This window comes from Paenibacillus sp. ALJ109b (assembly GCF_010747435.1).
In the GTDB taxonomy this organism is placed as follows: Bacteria; Bacillota; Bacilli; order Paenibacillales; family Paenibacillaceae; genus Paenibacillus; species Paenibacillus taichungensis.
Window position 1 is genome coordinate 204,255 of record NZ_JAAIFP010000015.1, and the last position, 18,605, is coordinate 222,859.

Annotated in this window: 19 protein-coding genes; all 19 read right to left on the reverse strand. The window is 46.2% G+C overall.

The features are described 5' to 3' along the window. Nucleotides 1-579: 579 nt before the first annotated feature. Nucleotides 580-2,250: an ABC1 kinase family protein gene (locus G3352_RS16895; RefSeq protein WP_076287511.1), complete on the reverse strand. Its 1,671-nt coding sequence runs from the start codon at nt 2,248-2,250 to the stop codon at nt 580-582. Then, nucleotides 2,251-2,628, reverse strand: coding sequence for a phasin family protein (locus tag G3352_RS16900; RefSeq protein ID WP_053782782.1), 378 nt, complete (start codon nt 2,626-2,628; stop codon nt 2,251-2,253). It abuts the gene before it with no gap. Nucleotides 2,629-2,700: 72 nt separating this feature from the next. Next, a complete protein-coding gene (locus G3352_RS16905; protein ID WP_163758189.1) occupies nt 2,701-3,339 on the reverse strand; it encodes a ThuA domain-containing protein in 639 nt (212 codons plus the stop codon). A gap of 35 nt (nt 3,340-3,374) precedes the next feature. Then, entirely contained in the window at nt 3,375-4,097 is a 723-nt protein-coding gene (locus G3352_RS16910; RefSeq protein WP_240343108.1) for an SDR family oxidoreductase, read from the reverse strand. A 274-nt stretch (nt 4,098-4,371) separates the two neighbouring features. Further along, entirely contained in the window at nt 4,372-5,208 is an 837-nt protein-coding gene (locus tag G3352_RS16915) for a uroporphyrinogen-III synthase (protein WP_163758191.1), read from the reverse strand. A gap of 129 nt (nt 5,209-5,337) precedes the next feature. Then, entirely contained in the window at nt 5,338-6,543 is a 1,206-nt protein-coding gene (locus G3352_RS16920) for a GerAB/ArcD/ProY family transporter (protein WP_163758193.1), read from the reverse strand. Nucleotides 6,544-6,597: 54 nt separating this feature from the next. After that, nucleotides 6,598-6,819, reverse strand: a complete 222-nt coding sequence (locus tag G3352_RS16925) for a hypothetical protein (RefSeq protein WP_163758195.1) — start codon at nt 6,817-6,819, stop codon at nt 6,598-6,600. Next, entirely contained in the window at nt 6,812-8,059 is a 1,248-nt protein-coding gene (locus G3352_RS16930; RefSeq protein WP_163758197.1) for a Ger(x)C family spore germination protein, read from the reverse strand. Before G3352_RS16930 ends, G3352_RS16925 begins: the two co-directional genes overlap by 8 nt. Continuing rightward, nucleotides 8,016-9,476 carry a spore germination protein gene (locus tag G3352_RS16935; RefSeq protein WP_240343109.1) on the reverse strand — a complete coding sequence of 487 codons (1,461 nt, stop codon included), beginning with the start codon at nt 9,474-9,476 and terminating at the stop codon, nt 8,016-8,018. Before G3352_RS16935 ends, G3352_RS16930 begins: the two co-directional genes overlap by 44 nt. A gap of 303 nt (nt 9,477-9,779) precedes the next feature. Then, nucleotides 9,780-10,766 (reverse strand): siderophore ABC transporter substrate-binding protein, encoded by a 987-nt coding sequence (locus G3352_RS16940; protein ID WP_163758201.1) that lies wholly within the window; start codon nt 10,764-10,766, stop codon nt 9,780-9,782. A 40-nt stretch (nt 10,767-10,806) separates the two neighbouring features. Further along, on the reverse strand, nt 10,807-11,565 hold the full coding sequence (locus G3352_RS16945) for an ATP-binding cassette domain-containing protein (RefSeq protein ID WP_163758203.1): 759 nt from the start codon (nt 11,563-11,565) through the stop codon (nt 10,807-10,809). After that, nucleotides 11,559-12,521 (reverse strand): iron chelate uptake ABC transporter family permease subunit, encoded by a 963-nt coding sequence (locus tag G3352_RS16950; RefSeq protein WP_163758273.1) that lies wholly within the window; start codon nt 12,519-12,521, stop codon nt 11,559-11,561. The genes G3352_RS16945 and G3352_RS16950 overlap by 7 nt, the downstream gene beginning before the upstream one ends. Nucleotides 12,522-12,523: 2 nt before the next feature. After that, nucleotides 12,524-13,477 (reverse strand): ABC transporter permease, encoded by a 954-nt coding sequence (locus tag G3352_RS16955; protein WP_076287502.1) that lies wholly within the window; start codon nt 13,475-13,477, stop codon nt 12,524-12,526. 243 nt (nt 13,478-13,720) lie between these two features. Next, complete coding sequence (locus G3352_RS16960) at nt 13,721-14,056, reverse strand: hypothetical protein (RefSeq protein WP_163758205.1); 336 nt, start codon at nt 14,054-14,056, stop codon at nt 13,721-13,723. A 48-nt stretch (nt 14,057-14,104) separates the two neighbouring features. Then, on the reverse strand, nt 14,105-14,806 hold the full coding sequence (locus G3352_RS16965) for a pirin family protein (RefSeq protein WP_163758208.1): 702 nt from the start codon (nt 14,804-14,806) through the stop codon (nt 14,105-14,107). 227 nt (nt 14,807-15,033) lie between these two features. Further along, entirely contained in the window at nt 15,034-15,444 is a 411-nt protein-coding gene (locus G3352_RS16970) for a DoxX family protein (protein WP_063567226.1), read from the reverse strand. A 40-nt stretch (nt 15,445-15,484) separates the two neighbouring features. Next, complete coding sequence (locus tag G3352_RS16975) at nt 15,485-16,345, reverse strand: M56 family metallopeptidase (RefSeq protein WP_163758209.1); 861 nt, start codon at nt 16,343-16,345, stop codon at nt 15,485-15,487. Nucleotide 16,346: 1 nt separating this feature from the next. Further along, nucleotides 16,347-16,763: a BlaI/MecI/CopY family transcriptional regulator gene (locus G3352_RS16980; protein ID WP_076287498.1), complete on the reverse strand. Its 417-nt coding sequence runs from the start codon at nt 16,761-16,763 to the stop codon at nt 16,347-16,349. Between the two features lie 243 nt (nt 16,764-17,006). Further along, complete coding sequence (locus G3352_RS16985) at nt 17,007-18,470, reverse strand: catalase (RefSeq protein WP_163758212.1); 1,464 nt, start codon at nt 18,468-18,470, stop codon at nt 17,007-17,009. Between the last annotated feature and the right edge of the window lie 135 nt (nt 18,471-18,605).

Below are 18,605 nucleotides of genomic sequence, written 5' to 3' on the forward strand. Positions count from 1 at the left end.
TATTGGATAAGGCATCCGATACCATGTCCGTACATGTCTCGTCCGTTCCAGTGTGTACCTCTTATTTCCACTCCAACATTCAGGTGTCCTGCCTCCGAGAAATCGTGAACCAATCATGATGTCTCTAGGTTTTCCCCTCTCAGAAAAACCGGGTCCGTTAATGTACTGACCTATTATTATAGTCATAGTAAGCGATATGTACTAATAAAAATAAACTGAAAAAACAGAAGCATATCTCGTATTATCTTAATATTGCGTTATTTTCCTCCAACATACTCTCTTCTTAAACAAACTATTCTCATAAAAATCTGTTGCGACTCTATCCTTTAGCCCGACCGTTTTTATTTAATAAATATCTTACCAGATAAAACATAGCCAAAATTCCTGTAATTGCTAGACAAACAAATATGGCATTCATGGTTATGGTCCGAGCAATTACGTAATATGTAAAAATTCCAGTTAAAAACGATGAAATCAAGTTACTGATCATCTTTTTCAAACATGCCTCTCCCTTTCACAAATAAAAATAACCCGCAAAGATCCTTTTAAAAAAGTCTCTTTACGGGTCTTGTTGTTATACTAAAATCTCCCCGATTTAAATATCGAATAAAGCAGGAAGGCTACCATCAGAATAGCTACCAGAAAACCGATCTCAATGACCGGAATATCCCACAGCATGGTTGATTGATGACTAATCGAAGAACCGATGATCAATCCAACCATAATGATACAAAATGCGAGCAGTACAATACTGAAAGACAGCCGATTACTGATCTGGTCCATTCTGCGCATGAGCGCGTCCAGTTCAGGGACACTGATCTCCAGTCTCAACTTACCTTTGCTAATAATGGAAGACAATTGCCTTAACTGCCCAGGCAGACCCATGACACTTTCGGCCATATCCGCAGCACTGCGGAACAGACGATTCTTGATCCGCCCAGGATTGAAGCGTTCCTTGATAAGTTTTCGACCAAAGGGTTCTGCCATATCCACGATACTCAAGGAAGGATCAAGATGTTCGATAACACCTTCCATCGTGAGCAGTGATTTCCCTAACAGCAGAATGTCGGCAGGCATCACAACCCGATGACGCTGAGCCACGCCGAACAGATCATTCAATGCTTGACCCACGCTGATTTTGGAAAAGGGAATATCGTAGTATTTGCTGCGCAGCTTGTCCAGATCGCTATGAAGCCCTCGCAGATCCATATCATCCGGCATCATGCCCAGCTTCTCAATCGCCCGGATCATGCTATCCGTATCTTTGCGCATCAAACCAATAATCAGCGAAGCCAGGTGCTGCTTCATCTCATCACTCAGACTGCCTACCATGCCAAAATCGATAAAGGCAAGCCTGCCATCCTTCAGAACCATCAGATTGCCCGGGTGTGGATCGGCATGAAAGAACCCATGAATGAAAATCTGATTCAACAACGAATCTACCAGTCGCTGAGCAATGTTATTGAGATCATGCCCACGTTTAATCAACTCATCACGGTCATTGAGCTTGATGCCTTCAATGTACTCCATAGTGAGCACACGAGAAGAAGTTTGATCCCAATAGATCACTGGTATTTTCACTTTGTTTTCCTGCTGATATTGCTGTGCAATCTTTTCCGTATTACGGCCCTCGACGGTATAATCCAGCTCAGCCATCAGTGCCTGGGCGTACTCTTCTACCATTTGGGGGATCTGATATTGCTTCACCCAATCCCAGCGTTTCTCCGCCATCGCTGTCAATTCTCGTAAAATATCCAGATCACGCTGAACGATACGCGATATGCCGGGCCGCTGAATCTTAATAGCTACGGCCTCACCGCTTCGGAGTTTACCCAGATGCACCTGTCCAATACTAGCCGCAGCCACAGGGGTATCCTCGAACCGGGAAAAGATCTCCTCCAGCGGTGTATCCAATTCCTGTTCCAAAATACCCCGTGCCGTCTCCGAGGAAAACGGCGGGACCTGATCCTGCAGCTTCACCAATTCCCGGATCACAGACTCAGGCAACAAGTCTGCCCTTGTGCTTGCCAGTTGCCCCAGCTTAACGAAAGCTGGCCCCAGCTCCTGCAGCACGAGTCGTATGCGTTCACTCAATGTCTTGGTGGTGTGGGCTTCACGCGACATCCACCGCCGGGGTATGGCCAGCAACTGGAACAAACCCAGCTCCTCGACCATATAACCGAAGCCATGACGCACCAGCGCCATGGCAATTTCCCGGTATCTGCCGACATGTTTGATTCGCACAGCCATCTACTCGATCTCGTTTCCTTTGAGAGGAGGAACTTCAAGTGGAGCTGGGGATACATCAGGTTGAAGCTGTGGTGTGTGACCCAGTTCCGCAAGCTTTTTCTCAAGCACGGCAACACGCTGTTCCAAACTGGTTACATCACTCTCGGATGGAACGCCCACTTCCTGAAGGACGCGCTTGACCTGTTCGTGAATCATTCTTTTGAACTGGCCCTGCTCTTCATCGCCCCGTTCCATCAGGCGTTCAACCAATGCTTTGGATTCACCAGGCGCCAGTTCCCCGCGCTTGACCAGATCATCCACGGTTTTCTCAATTTTCTCCTTGCTTACAACAGTAAGACCGAGCCCTAACGAGATTGCCTTTTTGAACAAATCGCTCATTCTTGTCATCCTCCTCTTCGTTGATCTCTATAGTATAACCCTAATCAGCTGCTCACAAAAGAAACGGTCCGGCTATACGTAACGCGCAGCCCATTTTCCTGCCTGCAGAATTAACTGACGATAGGTTTCATGGGCAAAAGATGGTACATGATGTCCTGGCATAAGGTAAACAATGCGTCCAAGACCATATCTATGCGCCCATGCTGCAGGTTTCGGTCCTTCTTCGGATTGATATTCAAGCAGAATCTTTGTTTCGGCAAATGAACCGAATTCGAACAGATACGGTTCTTCTTCCATTGTAAATCCCGAAATGCCTTCAGTCACTGGATGGCTCTCTGCCGTTACTGTGAACTCCAGTGGGGCATAAGGTGGATGATGCAGGAATTTGGCACCGATCATCTGCTTCAGCTCATAACGATTTTGGAGCGAAATCCCGTTATGTATAATGACCAGTCCACCTCCATTACTAACATAGGACAATAAGCCTGCTGTCTGCTGTGGAGAGACTTTTCCCTTCCAATCATCCATGTAACAGATACATACATCAAATCCGGTTATATTTTCTTGCAGCAGCATGTTGCGATTCTCACTGCACTGCACAGTCATAGTATCGTGGAAAATCCGGCTAATTTCCGCATCCACACCTTGCAGCGGATGCCAGTCCGGATGAGTATAATCACCAAGTAACAACGCTTTTTTACGATGATCCATCAATAAAAACTCCTTTCAAATTACCTATAACAGAATTACCAAGGAAGGTTCTCCCCCTTGTAATCTACATACGCGGGCTGATCTCCCATGAACTCCTTATGGCGATCGATGAGTGCTGTGATATGTTGAGCCGATTGATCTGGCGTAAGGTCTGCATCGGTATTCAATTCCCCGCTCATATAACTCTGTACCCAGCCGGGATGTATCAGCATCACTTGCCCACCCTCATTCTTCAGACCATTGTGCACAAGGCGAGCCTGCATGTTTAACGCAGATTTGGACATACAATAGGCAAACCACCCATCTCGGCTGCACTGCTCAATACTGCCTGCCTCCGAAGATATATCGACAATCAGCTTGTTTGTCCCTTGCAGAAGGAGGGGCAATAGGGCATGAGTCACACGCAATGTCCCCAAGGTATTTACGTTGAATACTTCTGCCATCTCCGCCATATTTAACGGTCCGCGGATATGATCCGTAATACTTCCTAGTATAGCCGCATTATTGATAAGCATATCCAAATGCTCAGTATCCAGCTTCAGTGTCTCCGTGAACAAAGCTACGGACAGATCATCCGCAATGTCCAGTTCGATGATGCGTAAATGTTTTGGATAGGCATCCGTCAAAGTACGAATTCCTTGGGACTCTTCCATGTCCAACCCTGCCGCATAAACGATATAACCTCTCTTCAGCATTTGTGCCGTCAGAGCCAACCCCAGTCCCCGGGCAGCCCCGGTTACACATACGGTTTTCATCATGCTGTCCCTCCCTCACAAGCTTAATCTGTCTTTAATTCATTCCACATTATTATCCAAAAACCTTTAATTATGAATGGGTACAACTAACTTCACGACCAAAGTCTCAGGTGAATTCCCTTGAATCAGAGTCGTTCAGCTTATAGAAAGTGAACCGATCACATAAACAAAAACAAAAAAAGTTCTGACCCGTATTTCGGATCAGAACCGGGAACAACGTGGCATCTTAAATGCGTTACATTCAACGCATCCATATGAGTCCAGACGAGATCACATGTTACTGCAGAAGATGAGCCTTGTCCGCAGATCGGGCAGCGTAATAACGCCCCAGTTCAACGATTAGTGCACCCATCTTCTCATCCTCTGGGACCACGAGCGCCTCAATACCTTCTTCACGCATCGCGTTTGCCGTAACCCTGCCCACCGAAGCAGGCACTACGCTTTGTCGGAAGGCTTCCTGCATGGATTCTAGTTTTCCCTTTGACGCCGCGTGCTCAACCAAAAAACGTACTTGCGGCCCACTTGTAAACGCGACAGCATCAACTTCATGCAGCAAAATATCATTCAACAACTGTTCCAGTTCACCCTCTTCGGGCGGGACGTGACGATATGGAAGCACCTGACGTACTTGAGCCCCTTGTTCCTCCAGCCAATCGACCAATTTGGGCGCAGTTTCCCCATGCAGTTGCAACATGACCTTCTGTCCCTTAAGTTCATGAGGCGCAAATTCACGAATCAGCCCGTCTGTGCTGCCATCATCATCCCGCACCAGCGGGGTCAGTTTACGTTTTCGGAGTGCATTGACTGTTTTGTACCCTCGTGCTGCAATCAAGGATCCCGATAATACGTCCAGCAATTGATCAGCAATCTCCATATCCTCAGCCATATCAAAAATAGCGTCCAATCCCATACCCGTGGTTAATACCGTCCAGTCTGGCGGGTCGGATATCCAGGATACCAGACCATCCCGAATATTACGATCGTCCAGAAAAACAGTTCCCTGTGCAGGCCGGACTAGTGGAATCCCGCCCATTTTCTCAACCAGCAAGGACATCTCTTTGGATTTTCGTGGTCCTGTCAATGCTACGCGTATACCTGTCAAATGTTGAGCCATCCATGTTCCCCCCGTTAATTCAGCCGAATGTCATCAGTCTGACTACAGTATACAGGGTACTTCTATGGAGGGAAACTGAGTTTACCCTCTTTTAGGTGGTTCATCTATAACGATTTTTGATGGGATATATCAGGAAGGCTGTAGTTCTCCACCCTGATGTCCTTCACGTTTGTCCCCGTCGGAATTCTCTCTGCCCTGTGATGCTTTCCCTTGTTTGTCCTCTTTTGGTTGCTGCTTTTGTTTCTGGTTATCTGTTGTCCGTCGATCATTCGCACCTTTTTTGCGAGGACGAAGGAACACGAAAAGTATGATGGGAAACAGTACCTCGAACACAATCCCAATCCATGTCCATTCCCTTGTAAAGCGGAAGAGTTGAACAGCGTTTTTGAAAAACCAGAAACCGCAGACATATCCGATCAAAGCGACTGGCCCCGTCATGATCTTACCTGAGACTTTCGGGATCATTCGTTTCATTCCCCAACAGACAAAGTACAGATCAAATGCAATTTTAGTAATCATCGTAGGTAGAGTTGCCGCTGCTAGTGCAAGGTCAAACCGATCAAGGAAATCACTGATTTGCAGTTGCCTTGCAAGCTCATAGGAGGGATATACCAGTCTGGATGCGATTGGTACCCCCACCGCCAAGATGGTTTCGATGATAATCAGCATCATTACCAGAGCTGCAATCGTAATCCCCCACATGACGGACTTGAATCGAAAATCACTGCCTTTGATTACAAAAGGGATTGCAATCATCTCTCCAAAAAAGGAAAATATGTACCAGCTCCCCTTGCCAACACCAGCAACATCAATGTCAAAATACGGCATGAGATTATCCATGTTTATTTGCTGAATGAGCATAAACGGCACAATCAACGAATTCAGCAGAAACAAAGTAACATACAGCTCAGACATCCCAATTAAAGATCCCAACCCTCCCCTTACGATAAAAACAGACATGACCAACAGGGTCAATACAATTATGGAAATAGGGGTCGTCTCCAGTAAGGTAATACTTACATAGTCACCGATTAGCCGGATATCACGGGCAAATATGAAGAGAAAAAACAGAATATACAACATACCTGTCACACGACCCAAAAAGGGGAAACGCTCCACCAGAGATTCAAACAGATCCTGCTTGGGGAACCGTCGCTGAACACGGCTTAACATCCATAGTGATGCCACCATGACAAGAAACACAGGGATATAGGATAAATAGGCGTGCTGTTCAGCATAAAAAATAGCTTGTGCATGGGGCTGCATCATCGTACCTGTAATACTGAGCAGAATGATGAGCAGTACCAACTGACGACTGGTCACTCCCTGATTCATGAAATACCTCCTTTCTGTCTTATCTTTCATGCTTCGGATTCGTTGAAACAAGCCTTACGGTAAAGGTAGCCAACGCTGAATCACTTGGGTAAGCCATGTCGTGACGAAGACTGTTTTGCTCAAATTCGTTACATAGAACCAAATCCCGGCGCTGATGGCGATCAGTCCGTAGGATAACCAGCTATTAATGGCGGCTGCCTGCCTCACATGTTTGAAGTCCATGATAATTACGGCAATAACCATACCCAAATAAGTGAACAGCAGCGGCTTAATCATGGACAATATCCTCCTCTTGTAATCCAATCGGTTTATTAATAACCCCTACATTTTCAATAATGATGTGTGGTTCAACGATTACCTTTACATCCGGATAAATATCATCCCACCGATCCTTTATTTTCTTCCATTCCTTGGGGAGTTGCTGATGAATGGAACGACCCAGACCCAAAATATCCGCAGGATATTGTTTTTGAATCAGCCTGATCCCTTCCTTAATGTCATCTTCAATTTTCTGGTGAAGGGCCTGAGTAAGGCTCTTCATTTCCTGGGCTCGCAAATCACCATAATTGGATTCGTTATCTACCATGACTCCCTTGGCATAAAGTTCAATCGTCACCGACACTTTTCCATTTGCAATATGAGGATGCAATGAAGAGTTGTTTTCGTTCAGCTTGATGAAAAAATCACCTTTCCCACGAGGAGCTTTGACCATAATTTCTGGCTCGTTGGCTTCACCCATAGCCAATATAAGTGCATCAGCAGGAGCTTTCTCAATCATGCCTATCAGTTTGTCCTTCTTAAAGATAGCGAGTCCATCCAACTTGATGTTCGTCTTAACGTCCTTCCAATTGCTCGGCACATTGTCAACGGCCGAGGCGACTGGCAGAAATGGATCTACTCCCTCGGAAAGAATCGCATCCGTGAATGTCTTGAGGGAACGTGGTCTGCGCATATTCAGGAAGCATAATTCACGCACCATTTCCGAAGGGAATTTTTCAATCGGCGCATCGGTATCCAGCACCTTGTAAGCAGGCCCCTTGGTAATGATTGGTAATGCTGAGAAGCGGTTAAGCGGGAAACGTGTAAATAAATCCAGCATGGGGGCAACGCCATCACGGGCAAGATCTTCTCCAATCAGCATAGTACGCCGATGGGAATAATAAAGTTGACGGGAGAGTGCTTTTTGACTCTCAATAGACGTTCCACGCAAGGTTTTGGCTGTATTGGACAACATGAACCAAGATTTATCCCCGCTGGTGCCTCCACCGCCGCCTTCACTCCCGGAGGAACCGGACTGACCCGGGAGAGCAATTTGCAGACTTGATCTGTAATTGTTCTCCTCCTTGTCAATAGCAAGACCAATGACAAAAGCGACATCATTAATTTCCTTCCGATCCCAGCAACCTGATATGAAAATAGTACATAGGAGCAGTATGGCTACCGCCCGTCGTTTACGGATGAGAACCATGTGCTCACCACCCTTCTTCTGCTTCAGGCGAACCGTTGATCTTTTCATTCATCCGCTGCTGGTCACGATGAACCGTTGAAGGACGATTGATCATCTTCCACCATGGTGCACGAATAACAATATCCTTGGTATCTGTTTTGCTATAGGGACTGAGGCCTGACAGATAAGGTACACCGAAGGAAGTCATCTGCGTCAGATGCACGGAGATCAGCACCAGTCCAATGACAATGCCATACAAACCAAGCGCCCCGGCAAGCAGCATGATGGGGAAACGCAGCAAACGAACCGTAATGGCAAAGTTAAAACGAGGAATCGTGAAAGACGCAATGCCTGTCATGGATACGATAATAACCATGGGGGCAGAGACGATTCCCGCCTGAACCGCTGCCTGTCCAATCACAAGTGCCCCCAAAATACTGACGGCCTGACCTACCGTTTTGGGTAACCTGACCCCCGCTTCTCGCAAAGCCTCGAATGATAGCTCCATAATGAGGGCTTCAACCAGTGCAGGGAATGGAATGGCCTCCCTTGCACCTGCAATACTCAAAATCAGCGTGGTAGGCAACATATCCTGATGGAAGGTTGTAATGGCGATATAGAGTGCAGGCAGAAATAGAGCGATAGCTACAAACAAAAACCGAATCCACCGCACCAGATTGCTGATAAAGAACCGTTCGTAATAATCCTCACTCGCCTGAAGCATCTGCCACATGGTTACTGGGGCAATAAGTACAAACGGACTACCATCCACAAAAATGGCAAATCGCCCTTCCAGCAAGTTGCCCGCTACTGTATCCGGACGTTCGGTATAATGCATCTGCGGAAAAGGGGAATACGGATGATCTTCTATCAATTCCTCAATATAACCGGACTCAAGAATTCCATCGATTTTGATCTTATTGAGGCGTTTTTTGACATCCTTAATCAGCTTGGGATCAGCAATATCGCTGATGTAGGTCAGTACAACATTGGTTTTGGTCTCAGTTCCAATCGTCATGCTTAACATCTTAAGTGCAGGTGTTTTCAGCTTAAAACGAAGCAAAGCTGTGTTCACCCGCAATGTCTCGGTGAAGCCTTCGCGTGGTCCTCGGATAACCGACTCGGTTTGGGGTTCCTCGACACCGCGCCTCACACCGCCCTTGACGTTAAATAGCCAAGCCTCTTTGCTTCCGTTGATCAACAGCAGCGCAGAGGATTCCAGCACACCCTCCGCTGCGTCTGCCCAGGTATCCACTTTCTTCACCTGCGTCAGGGCGATACGTGTATCATCCAGAGGGGCAGCAGGTTCATCGGTTCTTTGCTCAATCAAACCGCGAATTAGAGGACGGAGCATATGATCCTGAATATCTGCCGAATTCACGATGCCCTCGATGTACACCAGAAGTCCTTCTACTTCATTAGAAATCTTGACATTGCGGAAGATCACATCCGAACAATCCGAGAATATATCTTCCAGTGCCAACATATGGCTTTCATGTGAAAGGCTTATCGGTTGCCTCAAAATGGGGGGAGACGGCAGCCCTAAGGGGATGTGTTTCTTCTTTTCTGAATCCCCGGAACCATCTTTCCCTGATGTTTTGTCCGCCATATGCCGCCCTCCGTTCCTGTTTTTTATACAAGGTAGCTTGTGCCAGAGCGCTCAGAATTATGTGGTCTTTTTATAAAATTCCCAATGGCTTATTCCATTCAGGCAACAAAAAAAGGCCTCTGTATGGATAACAGAGACCTTTGGGGACCTAATTAAAAGTTTGAATCAATCTTCATTCACTTAATTGATACTCTCGTCCACTTCTTTAATCATTTCTTGAATGGATTCCAAACCACCGCCGGACAAGTACCAGTAATCCGGGTCAAGATAAACAATGTGTCCATCTTTATAAGCATTCGTATTTTTGACCAAATCGTTCTCGATCACCTGTTTGGCTGGAGTTGCCTCACCACTGCCTGCAACCACCGCACTCCGATCTACCACGAACAGATAATCCGGATTTTTCTCCATAACATATTCGAAGGAAACGCTCTGACCATGGATAGACACTTCAATATTTGCATCTGCGGGAGTAAAACCGAACACATCATGAATGATACCAAATCGGGAACCTGCACCATAAGCGCTCAATTTACCTTCGTTCGTCAGAACAACCAGTGCATTCTTTCCAGCAGCCGTTACTTTATCTTTCAAAGCTTTAACAGAGGTATCAATCGATGCCAGTGCTTCTTCTGCTTCTTTTTCTTTACCAAAGATCTCTCCAAGTGTCTTCACATTTGAAGTCAGAGAGTTCATATAATCTTCTGTATCTACCGCCATATAAATGGTCGGTGCGATTTCGCTCAACTCTTCATATGAGTCTTGCAGTCGTCCTGAGATGATAATCAGGTCAGGCTTCAAGGCATTTACTTTCTCAAAATCAGCCTCTTTCAAACCGCCAACATTGGCGTACTTTGCATCGTTATACTTTTCCAGATAAGAGGGAACTCCTTCCTGAGGTACACCGGCAACCTCTACTCCAAGCTGATCCAATGTATCCAGCACCCCATAGTCGAACACAACCACTTTCTCCGGATTCTTCTTCACTGTTGTTTCGCCAAGTTTATGTTTAATGACGATTTCATCGTTGGACTGACCTGCTGCTGCATTCGCTTCTGATCCTGTGCCACTGCTGGCACCTGTATTTTCTGCTGTTTTATTTCCACCGCAAGCTGCCAGAACAACCGACAACACCACAAGCAACGTAAATAACCAACCCTTTTTCATAAATAGACACCTCTCGCTCTCTCTATATTGGTTTAACTTTTTAAGCAAAATACACACAAATCTTACGCCCATCAATCCATTGCACAGGGATGTGCATGTCATATACTTTCTGCAATACATCCGTATTAATGATGTCCTCCGTCTTACCTTCCTGCACGACACGCCCATCTTTGAGTGCCACGATATAGTCTGAGTAACAGGAGGCAAAATTGATGTCATGAATGACAATAACAATCGTCTTGCCCAATTCATCCACCATTTTGCGAAGCACCTTCATAATCTGCACGGAATGTTTCATGTCCAAATTATTCAATGGTTCATCGAGGAGAATATACTCGGTGTTCTGCGCGATAACCATGGCAATGTAAGCCCGCTGTCGCTGTCCACCGCTTAGCTCATCTATATACTTTTTGCGGAATGGAGCCAGTTCCATATAATCGATGGCTTCCTGAATCCACTGCCGATCCTCTGCCGTGAGTCTTCCTTGTGAATAAGGAAAACGCCCAAAAGCAACCAGATCCTCCACCGTCAACCTGATATTTATGTGATTGGATTGTTTGAGAACTGATATTTTTTTCGACAGATCCTTGTTCTTCCAGCCTTCAATCTCTTGCCCTTCGATCAGGACTTGTCCGGTATCCTTGCTGATTAGTCTGGTGATCATGGATAATAATGTGCTTTTGCCTGCACCATTGGGGCCAATAAATGACGTGATTTTCCCTTTGGCAATATTCAGTGATACGTCATCCACTACCCGGACGCCGCCGTATTGTTTGGTTACATTTCTGACTTCTACCACGACTTATTCTCCTTTAGCAGTAAATAGATGAAGTACACACCGCCTATAAAATTGATAATGACACTTACTGTTGTGGCAAAAGTAAATACTCGCTCCACAATGAGCTGCCCACCGACCAATGAAACCACAGCTATAATGACTGAACCCCAGATCAGCACTTTATGACGATGTGACCGGAATATCTGATGCGCCAGATTCACGACCAGCAGTCCCAGGAACATGATTGGTCCAACAAGCGCTGTGGAGATTGACACCAGAACCATCACAACCAGCAGCAACCTTTTCACAATGTATTGGTATTCCACCCCGAGATTAACCGCATGATCTTTACCAAGAGACAGTACGTCGAGATACTTAGTAAACTTCTGTGCATACAGCAAGATCAGTATAATAGCCACCATTGAGATGATCAGCAGATCCGTATTCACATTGTTAAAACTCGCAAACATCTTGCCCTGCAGCACAAGGAACTCATTAGGATCAATCAGTACCTCCATGAAGGAGGACATGCTCTGAAACAGCGTACCCAGAATAAGGCCAACGAGCAGCAGCAAATAGATATTGCGCCCCCGTTCTCTACGGAACATGAACTGATGCAGGAGTAAGGCAAACAGGGTCATTAACAGGACAGATACTGCAAAGTTAAGATTTTTGTTCACAAAGCTGATATGCGTGCTCCCAAACACAAACACGGCAAATGTCTGAAACAACATATACAGGGAGTCGAGCCCCATAATACCAGGCGTAAGAATTCGGTTGTTAGTTATCGTTTGGAAAATGGCAGTGGAGTACGCGATGCAAGCACCCGTGAGCACAATAGCAAGAATCTTTTTCCCTCTGCGAGGCAGAATATAATCCCAGTTGCCCCCGGATTGAATGACCAGAAATACACCAATCAACAGCACTGCCGCTGTAATCAAAATGCCAAATTTCCAGGTATTCGCCGTATACTTCATTCTCATGATTCATAAGCCTTTCTTCGAAGCAGTAAATACAGGAACAACACACTGCCCACAACGCCCACAGTCAAACTGATGGAGAGCTGATAAGGATAAATAATCAATTGACCCAAAATATCGCAGACCAGAACAAAAATCGCACCGAGCACTGCCGTATGAGGCAATGTATCCCGCAAGTTGTCACCCTTATACAACGTCACAATATTCGGTACTACAAGACCCAGAAACGGGATTGTACCTACCGTAATAATGACGACGGCTGAAACCATGGCAACCAGAATCAGTCCGAGATTAACCACTTTTCGATAAGCCAGTCCAAGGTTGGTTGAGAAATCTTCACCCATGCCCGCAAGTGTAAAGCGATTAGCAAACAGATATACGATAATGAGCAGCGGAATACTGATATAGATCAGTTCATAACGTCCCTTCATAATCGTGGAGAAGTCACCTTGCAGCCAGGACGACATGTTCTGGATCAAATCGTTCTTGTAAGCAAAAAAAGTCGTGACTGAGCTTACAATATTGCCAAACATCAAACCAAGGAGAGCGATGTATATCGTATCCTTGAATTTGACTTTCTCCAGTATCCGCATAAAGATTAGCGTTCCAGCCAGTGCGAAAGCAAAAGCGACCAGCATTTTTTGCAGTGGAGAAGCACCAGGAAACCACATCAAAGTAACAAGGATTCCCAACCGGGCTGAGTCCATTGTTCCGGCCGTTGTCGGAGAAACAAAACGGTTGCGTGTCAGCTGCTGCATGATTAGTCCAATGACACTCATACTGATACCTGCGACAAGGATGCTGATTAGGCGGGGAAAACGACTGACTTGTAACACCTGAAGCTGGACTGGGGTCAAATGAAATATATCCATGGGCGAAATGTCTGAATTGCCAATAAACAGGTATACGATAGACAAAAAAGCCAGTACGATCAACATATAGCCTAACTTCATCTCTCTACTAATCCCCTCACCAATAGCCGTAAAACACTTGTAGTTGTTCTACTTCGTGTCATTTGATATTGATACTCATTATCAATTAGGGTAATTATATCGATATTAATTTCGTTATGTCAACCTTCCTTTGTTTCTCTTTTGCGAAATTTCATGAAACAACCTGAAACACATATAATTCAAATTTAATTGTATATAAGGAAAAAGACCTTCCAATTGGAAGGTCTTTTTAAAATCATTCGGTTAGTCAGCAAAATAATCTTCAGGAATATAGCGGATCTCAGATTCCGCATATATCGTCAATGTATGGCGTTCTCTATCATACTGCACCCGGTCTCCCTGAACGTAATACCAGTGCTTCACCAAGGGCTGATCTTTACGCTGTACAAAGCGAAACACATTGAGCTCCTGTCTAAGCTCCATAATGCTATCCACCACCTGTTGTTCCAGACCCGTAACGTTAAAAACAAATCCAGTGCCTTCTTTTTGATAGCGATAGGACATCGAATCTGTTTTGCTGTTCACCAGCCCTCGCCCAGTCACTGCATGCTTAACCATGAACCATTCCTGCTGCGTCATAAAAGTACATCCTCCTTTGATCTTGGAGTTTCATTCCATTTCGGTAATCTAGGGCAGATCGATCAACATATAGAAAGCGTCCTCACTTGCATCCAGATTCATGGATGTCGTCTGTTCCACACGAGCCGTATCCCCTTCATTTAGCTGATACTCTCCGTTCAAGCCAAGCTTGCCTTCAATGGCAAAAATGTACATGCGGCGATCTTCCGCCTGTTCATATGTTAATGCCTGGCCTGCGGCCAATCGGCCAAGATAGATGGTCATATCCTGATGAATGGATGCGATACGCGCCCCACCTTCAGGGGATACCACGGGTACGAGTGCTCCCGCGAGTGCGTCCGGATCAAAAGAAGTTGTCTCATAAGACGGCTCAAGCCCTTTCGTATGTGGCATGAACCAAAGCTGTAATATACGCACTTCTTCAGAATCCGAGGCATTGTGTTCGGTATGGATCATGCCACTGCCTGCTGACATGCGCTGAATCCCACCAAATGATGTTACAGCCACATTGCCCAGGTTATCTTCATGACGCAACTTCCCGTTAAGCACGATGGACACAATCTCCATATCACTATGCGGGTGTGCACCGAAACCACGTCCAGGAGCAATTACATCGTCGTTAGCTACCCGCATGGGTCCTAACGCAGTATTCTCCGGGTCCTGATATTCACCGAAGGAAAAGCTGTGATTGCCGCGCAGCCAGCCCCGGTCGAAGCTGGAGCGGGAATCGGATGGAATGACGTTAATCATAAAGCGCACCCTCCTATATGTTCTCTTATTTTTTCTTAGTAGCATACTTATTCTCATTGTACCAAATCGATGGGCTTGTCGTCCAAAACAAAAAGCCTTTTCTTGGTTTGAACGGTTCACACGTAAAAATCGCGCGTAATCCGAACTAGCGAGAAAAGGCTTCTATGCAGGATATACCTGCTTGAATAAACTTGTTAGTCCATCCCTATTGGATGGTGATAAACCCGTTATGCACTCACATTCTGACGAGCGTTCCCTTGTCTGGAGAAGAAATGATCCACCGCCAGGAAACGGCTGCCTGTGAAGAGCAGTGTCAATGAACCCGCCAGCAGCAGGTAATCAAACTCGGTACCACTCATGAACGGCTGTCCCACTTTGGCAGTGAGCAGAACCCCACCCATCACTACGATGAACAATGCAGCAAATACACGTGTTCCCAAGCCCAGAATCATGGCTGCACCACCCACCAGCTCAATGATCGCTACAACCGATGCCAGAAAACCAGGAATGCCGATACTTTCAAAGAAACCGACTGTACCGCTAATTCCACCTTCGAATTTGCTCCAACCATGTAATACAAAGATGAGACCAATCATGATCCTTGAAAAAAACAAACCAATCTCCACACTTCTATTCATATTCATCTTCCTCCTTGGAGTATAAGTTCAACGTTACCTTTCACCCAATTGACCAAACAAACAAGACAGACAGCAGCAGGACCACTGTGGCAGAAATGAATACCGCATAGCGGGGAAGCGACAGTGAAACATCCTGTTCCGGGTCTAATAGACGGGAAATACGTACATTCACCGAAGTATCGGCAAAAGACGATTGAATAGCTGTCTCTCTAATTCTCCAAGGTTCAGGGCAAGCCCGGATCAGTTTGAGCAGTGCACTACCAATGCCCGCAGCGTTCCCTGTACGTTCAATTGCTTCATTGTCAGCCAGTATTTCTCTAATGATATTGTAATGTTTTGAAGTATGCTTCAACACCGGAATATAAGGCATCATCACGGCAAATACCGACAATAATGTCGTCTTGAGTGGATCACGATGCCACAGATGGTGCACTTCATGATACACAACCGCTCTTTCTTCTTCAGCATCCAGCATCGTGAGCAGCCCTGTGGAAAGCACAATACAAGGTTTCCAGAGACCAATCGTAAATGCCACCGGTGATGGCTTGTCCACCACAATGAATCCAGGTTGTTTCAGATGACGGTACCGCGCTTGAAGATCCTGAGACATGGCCCTATCTTCCATTGACCGAAGCTTCCTTACCGCTGCACGTGTCTTAATCATCCGATCGAACAGCAACCAGCCTGTACCTGCAAAAGTCAGGAGAACCAGTGCCATAAGAACATGCCCCATGGATAACCAGCCCAGCCTGCTCATCCAGTGATTACATAGCCAGAGCAGATTAAACGGAATGTCCCAACCGAATATTTTGTACATCGCGTACATGAACATCTGCATGAACACGAATAACGGAATGCCAAACCCGACGGTAAACAACAGCTTCGAGCGGGCCTTCCACATGTCAATCGCTATCCTTTTTCCATTGCTTAATCTTCTGCTCCAGACGCTCAATCAACCCTGCATCTGCTTCATCCAGCGCATCCAGCATGTGATTCACAGCAAGTACCCCGAATTCATCCACCAACTCATGTGACAATTCCTTGGATTGGTCGTTCATAAACTCCTCCCTGCTCTGTACCGGATGGTACAGTGACGTTCGGCCCTTCTGCGACTTGTGGAGCAGTTCCTTGTCCACGAGGCGATTCATCACCGTCATGACAGTATTGAAATTAACGTCTTTATCTTTTTCTAATGCGGTTTGCACTTCGCGAATGCTGCTGCCTGGACGCGCCCATAAAATGTCCATAATCTTCGCCTCCAGCGGACCGAAAAACCGGTTCAGCCCACGCTCACCCACTTTAAAATTGTGTATTCTCATGTTCAGACACCCCTCACACTACCCATTGTAGTGCCAACAAACGAGAAGTCAACCTCTATGTCAGCTATTTATTGTAAATGATTTGTAAATATGTTTTCCATTTCAGAATATTATTTGGATGCACAAGATCAGCTTATCGTTAAAAAAAGCATAAAGACCGGGTAGGTCTGCTATTCTGCAGACCTGCCCGGTCTAATTCATAAATCGATTATTCATTTCTGAAATAATGATGAAATCAGTGCTTTATTTACGATCCTGTGAGGGCATAAATGCGGAAATATCCACACCGAGTCCATGAGCCAAACGACCACCGAGCTGTCCATCTGCCTGGAAGAAATGGCACAAGGCACGCAACTGGGTCTGTTCCGGTACAGCCTTCAAATCATTGATCAGGTTATCAAGCAGATGTTGCTGCTCCAACGCCGTGAATGAACGGAACAGCTCCCCTGACTGCGTATAGTTATCGGTCTTCTCAATTTTCTCACGCGTAACATGACCCTGTAACGGAGCTTGACTGTCACGATATTCAGGTGCTTCCTCCGGGCTGTTGCCCGAGCTGTTCGGTTCATAGTTTACCGGGGACGGGTCCTGATTCACATTCATCAATCCATCACGCTGATGATTGCGAACCGGAGCATAAGGGCAGTTCACCGGAATCTGCAAATAGTTTGGTCCGAGCCGGTGGCGCTGTGTATCCGGATAGGAGAACAGGCGGCCTTGCAGCAATTTATCTTCGGAAGGCTCGATTCCAGGCACCAAAGCGCTTGGTGAAAAGGCTGCTTGCTCTACTTCTGCGAAGAAGTTTTGTGGATTTCGGTTCAATGTCATGGTTCCGATTGTCTGGAACGGTAGTACATCTTCCGGCCAAGTCTTGGTTGGGTCGAGCGGATCGAAGGCGAAATCATCCATCTGCTCCGGCTTAAGCAACTGTACCTGCAGCTTCCACTGCGGGTATTGCCCGTTTTTGATATGATCGTGTAAATCCCGGGTGGCATGGTTAAAATCCTGTCCTTGCACCTCAGCTGCCTCTTGACGTGAGAAGCCTCGTACGCCTTGAGCCGATTCCCACTTGTATTTCACATAATGGACTTGCCCTTGAGCATTAATCCATTTGAAGGCGTGTACGCCGAATCCATCCATTTCACGGTAACTTGCTGGCGTACCCAGATCGGAGAACAACCAGGTCATCATATGAGTCGACTCGGGTGATAGTGTCATGAAGTCCCAGTAGCGTGCAGGGTCCTGGATATTCGTATCCGGCGCAGGCTTCAGGGAATGAACCATATCCGGGAACTTCATGGCATCACGGATGAAAAAGACGGGTAAGTGGTTACCCACAATATCGTAGTTCCCTTCACGGGTGTAGAACTTCACGGCAAATCCACGTGGATCACGCGCTGTCTCCGGCGAACCCGTACCGTGAATTACAGTCGAGAACCGCACCAGTACATCCGTCTCTGTTCCCGGGTCTTGTAAGAAATCGGCTGTCGTATAAGCCTTCATGCTCTTCTCCAGCGTAAACACGCCATGTGCACCAGCACCTCTCGCATGAACGACCCGTTCCGGAATACGCTCACGGTCAAAGTGTGCGATCTTCTCAAGCAGATGATAATCCTCAAGTAATGTGGGGCCTCTTCTTCCTGCGGTACGGGAGTTTTGGTTGTCACCTACGGGTGCGCCCTGATTGGTTGTCATGCGTTCTGTCATATCGTTATCCTCCTCATGTTGGTCTCATGCCTGCTGTATATACTCTATTAAAATCATATTCGCCATCGGTTTAAATATACATTTAGACTTGATCTAACTTTTAAATTGATTCTAACATGTCCCACTCACCCCTTG

What these genes read in the sequence shown, in the direction of transcription:
- G3352_RS16910 (WP_240343108.1), bottom strand. Translation starts at nt 4,097, where the DNA reads ATGATGAAAACCGTATGTGTAACCGGGGCTGCCCGGGGACTGGGGTTG.
- G3352_RS16930 (WP_163758197.1), bottom strand. Translation starts at nt 8,059, where the DNA reads ATGAAAAGATCAACGGTTCGCCTGAAGCAGAAGAAGGGTGGTGAGCAC.
- G3352_RS16920 (WP_163758193.1), bottom strand. Translation starts at nt 6,543, where the DNA reads ATGAATCAGGGAGTGACCAGTCGTCAGTTGGTACTGCTCATCATTCTG.
- G3352_RS16975 (WP_163758209.1), bottom strand. Translation starts at nt 16,345, where the DNA reads ATGTGGAAGGCCCGCTCGAAGCTGTTGTTTACCGTCGGGTTTGGCATT.
- G3352_RS16940 (WP_163758201.1), bottom strand. Translation starts at nt 10,766, where the DNA reads ATGAAAAAGGGTTGGTTATTTACGTTGCTTGTGGTGTTGTCGGTTGTT.
- G3352_RS16955 (WP_076287502.1), bottom strand. Translation starts at nt 13,477, where the DNA reads ATGAAGTTAGGCTATATGTTGATCGTACTGGCTTTTTTGTCTATCGTA.
- G3352_RS16950 (WP_163758273.1), bottom strand. Translation starts at nt 12,521, where the DNA reads ATGAAGTATACGGCGAATACCTGGAAATTTGGCATTTTGATTACAGCG.
- G3352_RS16915 (WP_163758191.1), bottom strand. Translation starts at nt 5,208, where the DNA reads ATGGCTCAACATTTGACAGGTATACGCGTAGCATTGACAGGACCACGA.
- G3352_RS16925 (WP_163758195.1), bottom strand. Translation starts at nt 6,819, where the DNA reads ATGATTAAGCCGCTGCTGTTCACTTATTTGGGTATGGTTATTGCCGTA.
- G3352_RS16985 (WP_163758212.1), bottom strand. Translation starts at nt 18,470, where the DNA reads ATGACAGAACGCATGACAACCAATCAGGGCGCACCCGTAGGTGACAAC.
- G3352_RS16970 (WP_063567226.1), bottom strand. Translation starts at nt 15,444, where the DNA reads ATGAATAGAAGTGTGGAGATTGGTTTGTTTTTTTCAAGGATCATGATT.
- G3352_RS16980 (WP_076287498.1), bottom strand. Translation starts at nt 16,763, where the DNA reads ATGAGAATACACAATTTTAAAGTGGGTGAGCGTGGGCTGAACCGGTTT.
- G3352_RS16895 (WP_076287511.1), bottom strand. Translation starts at nt 2,250, where the DNA reads ATGGCTGTGCGAATCAAACATGTCGGCAGATACCGGGAAATTGCCATG.
- G3352_RS16905 (WP_163758189.1), bottom strand. Translation starts at nt 3,339, where the DNA reads ATGGATCATCGTAAAAAAGCGTTGTTACTTGGTGATTATACTCATCCG.
- G3352_RS16960 (WP_163758205.1), bottom strand. Translation starts at nt 14,056, where the DNA reads ATGACGCAGCAGGAATGGTTCATGGTTAAGCATGCAGTGACTGGGCGA.
- G3352_RS16935 (WP_240343109.1), bottom strand. Translation starts at nt 9,476, where the DNA reads ATGTTGGCACTGGAAGATATATTCTCGGATTGTTCGGATGTGATCTTC.
- G3352_RS16900 (WP_053782782.1), bottom strand. Translation starts at nt 2,628, where the DNA reads ATGAGCGATTTGTTCAAAAAGGCAATCTCGTTAGGGCTCGGTCTTACT.
- G3352_RS16965 (WP_163758208.1), bottom strand. Translation starts at nt 14,806, where the DNA reads ATGATTAACGTCATTCCATCCGATTCCCGCTCCAGCTTCGACCGGGGC.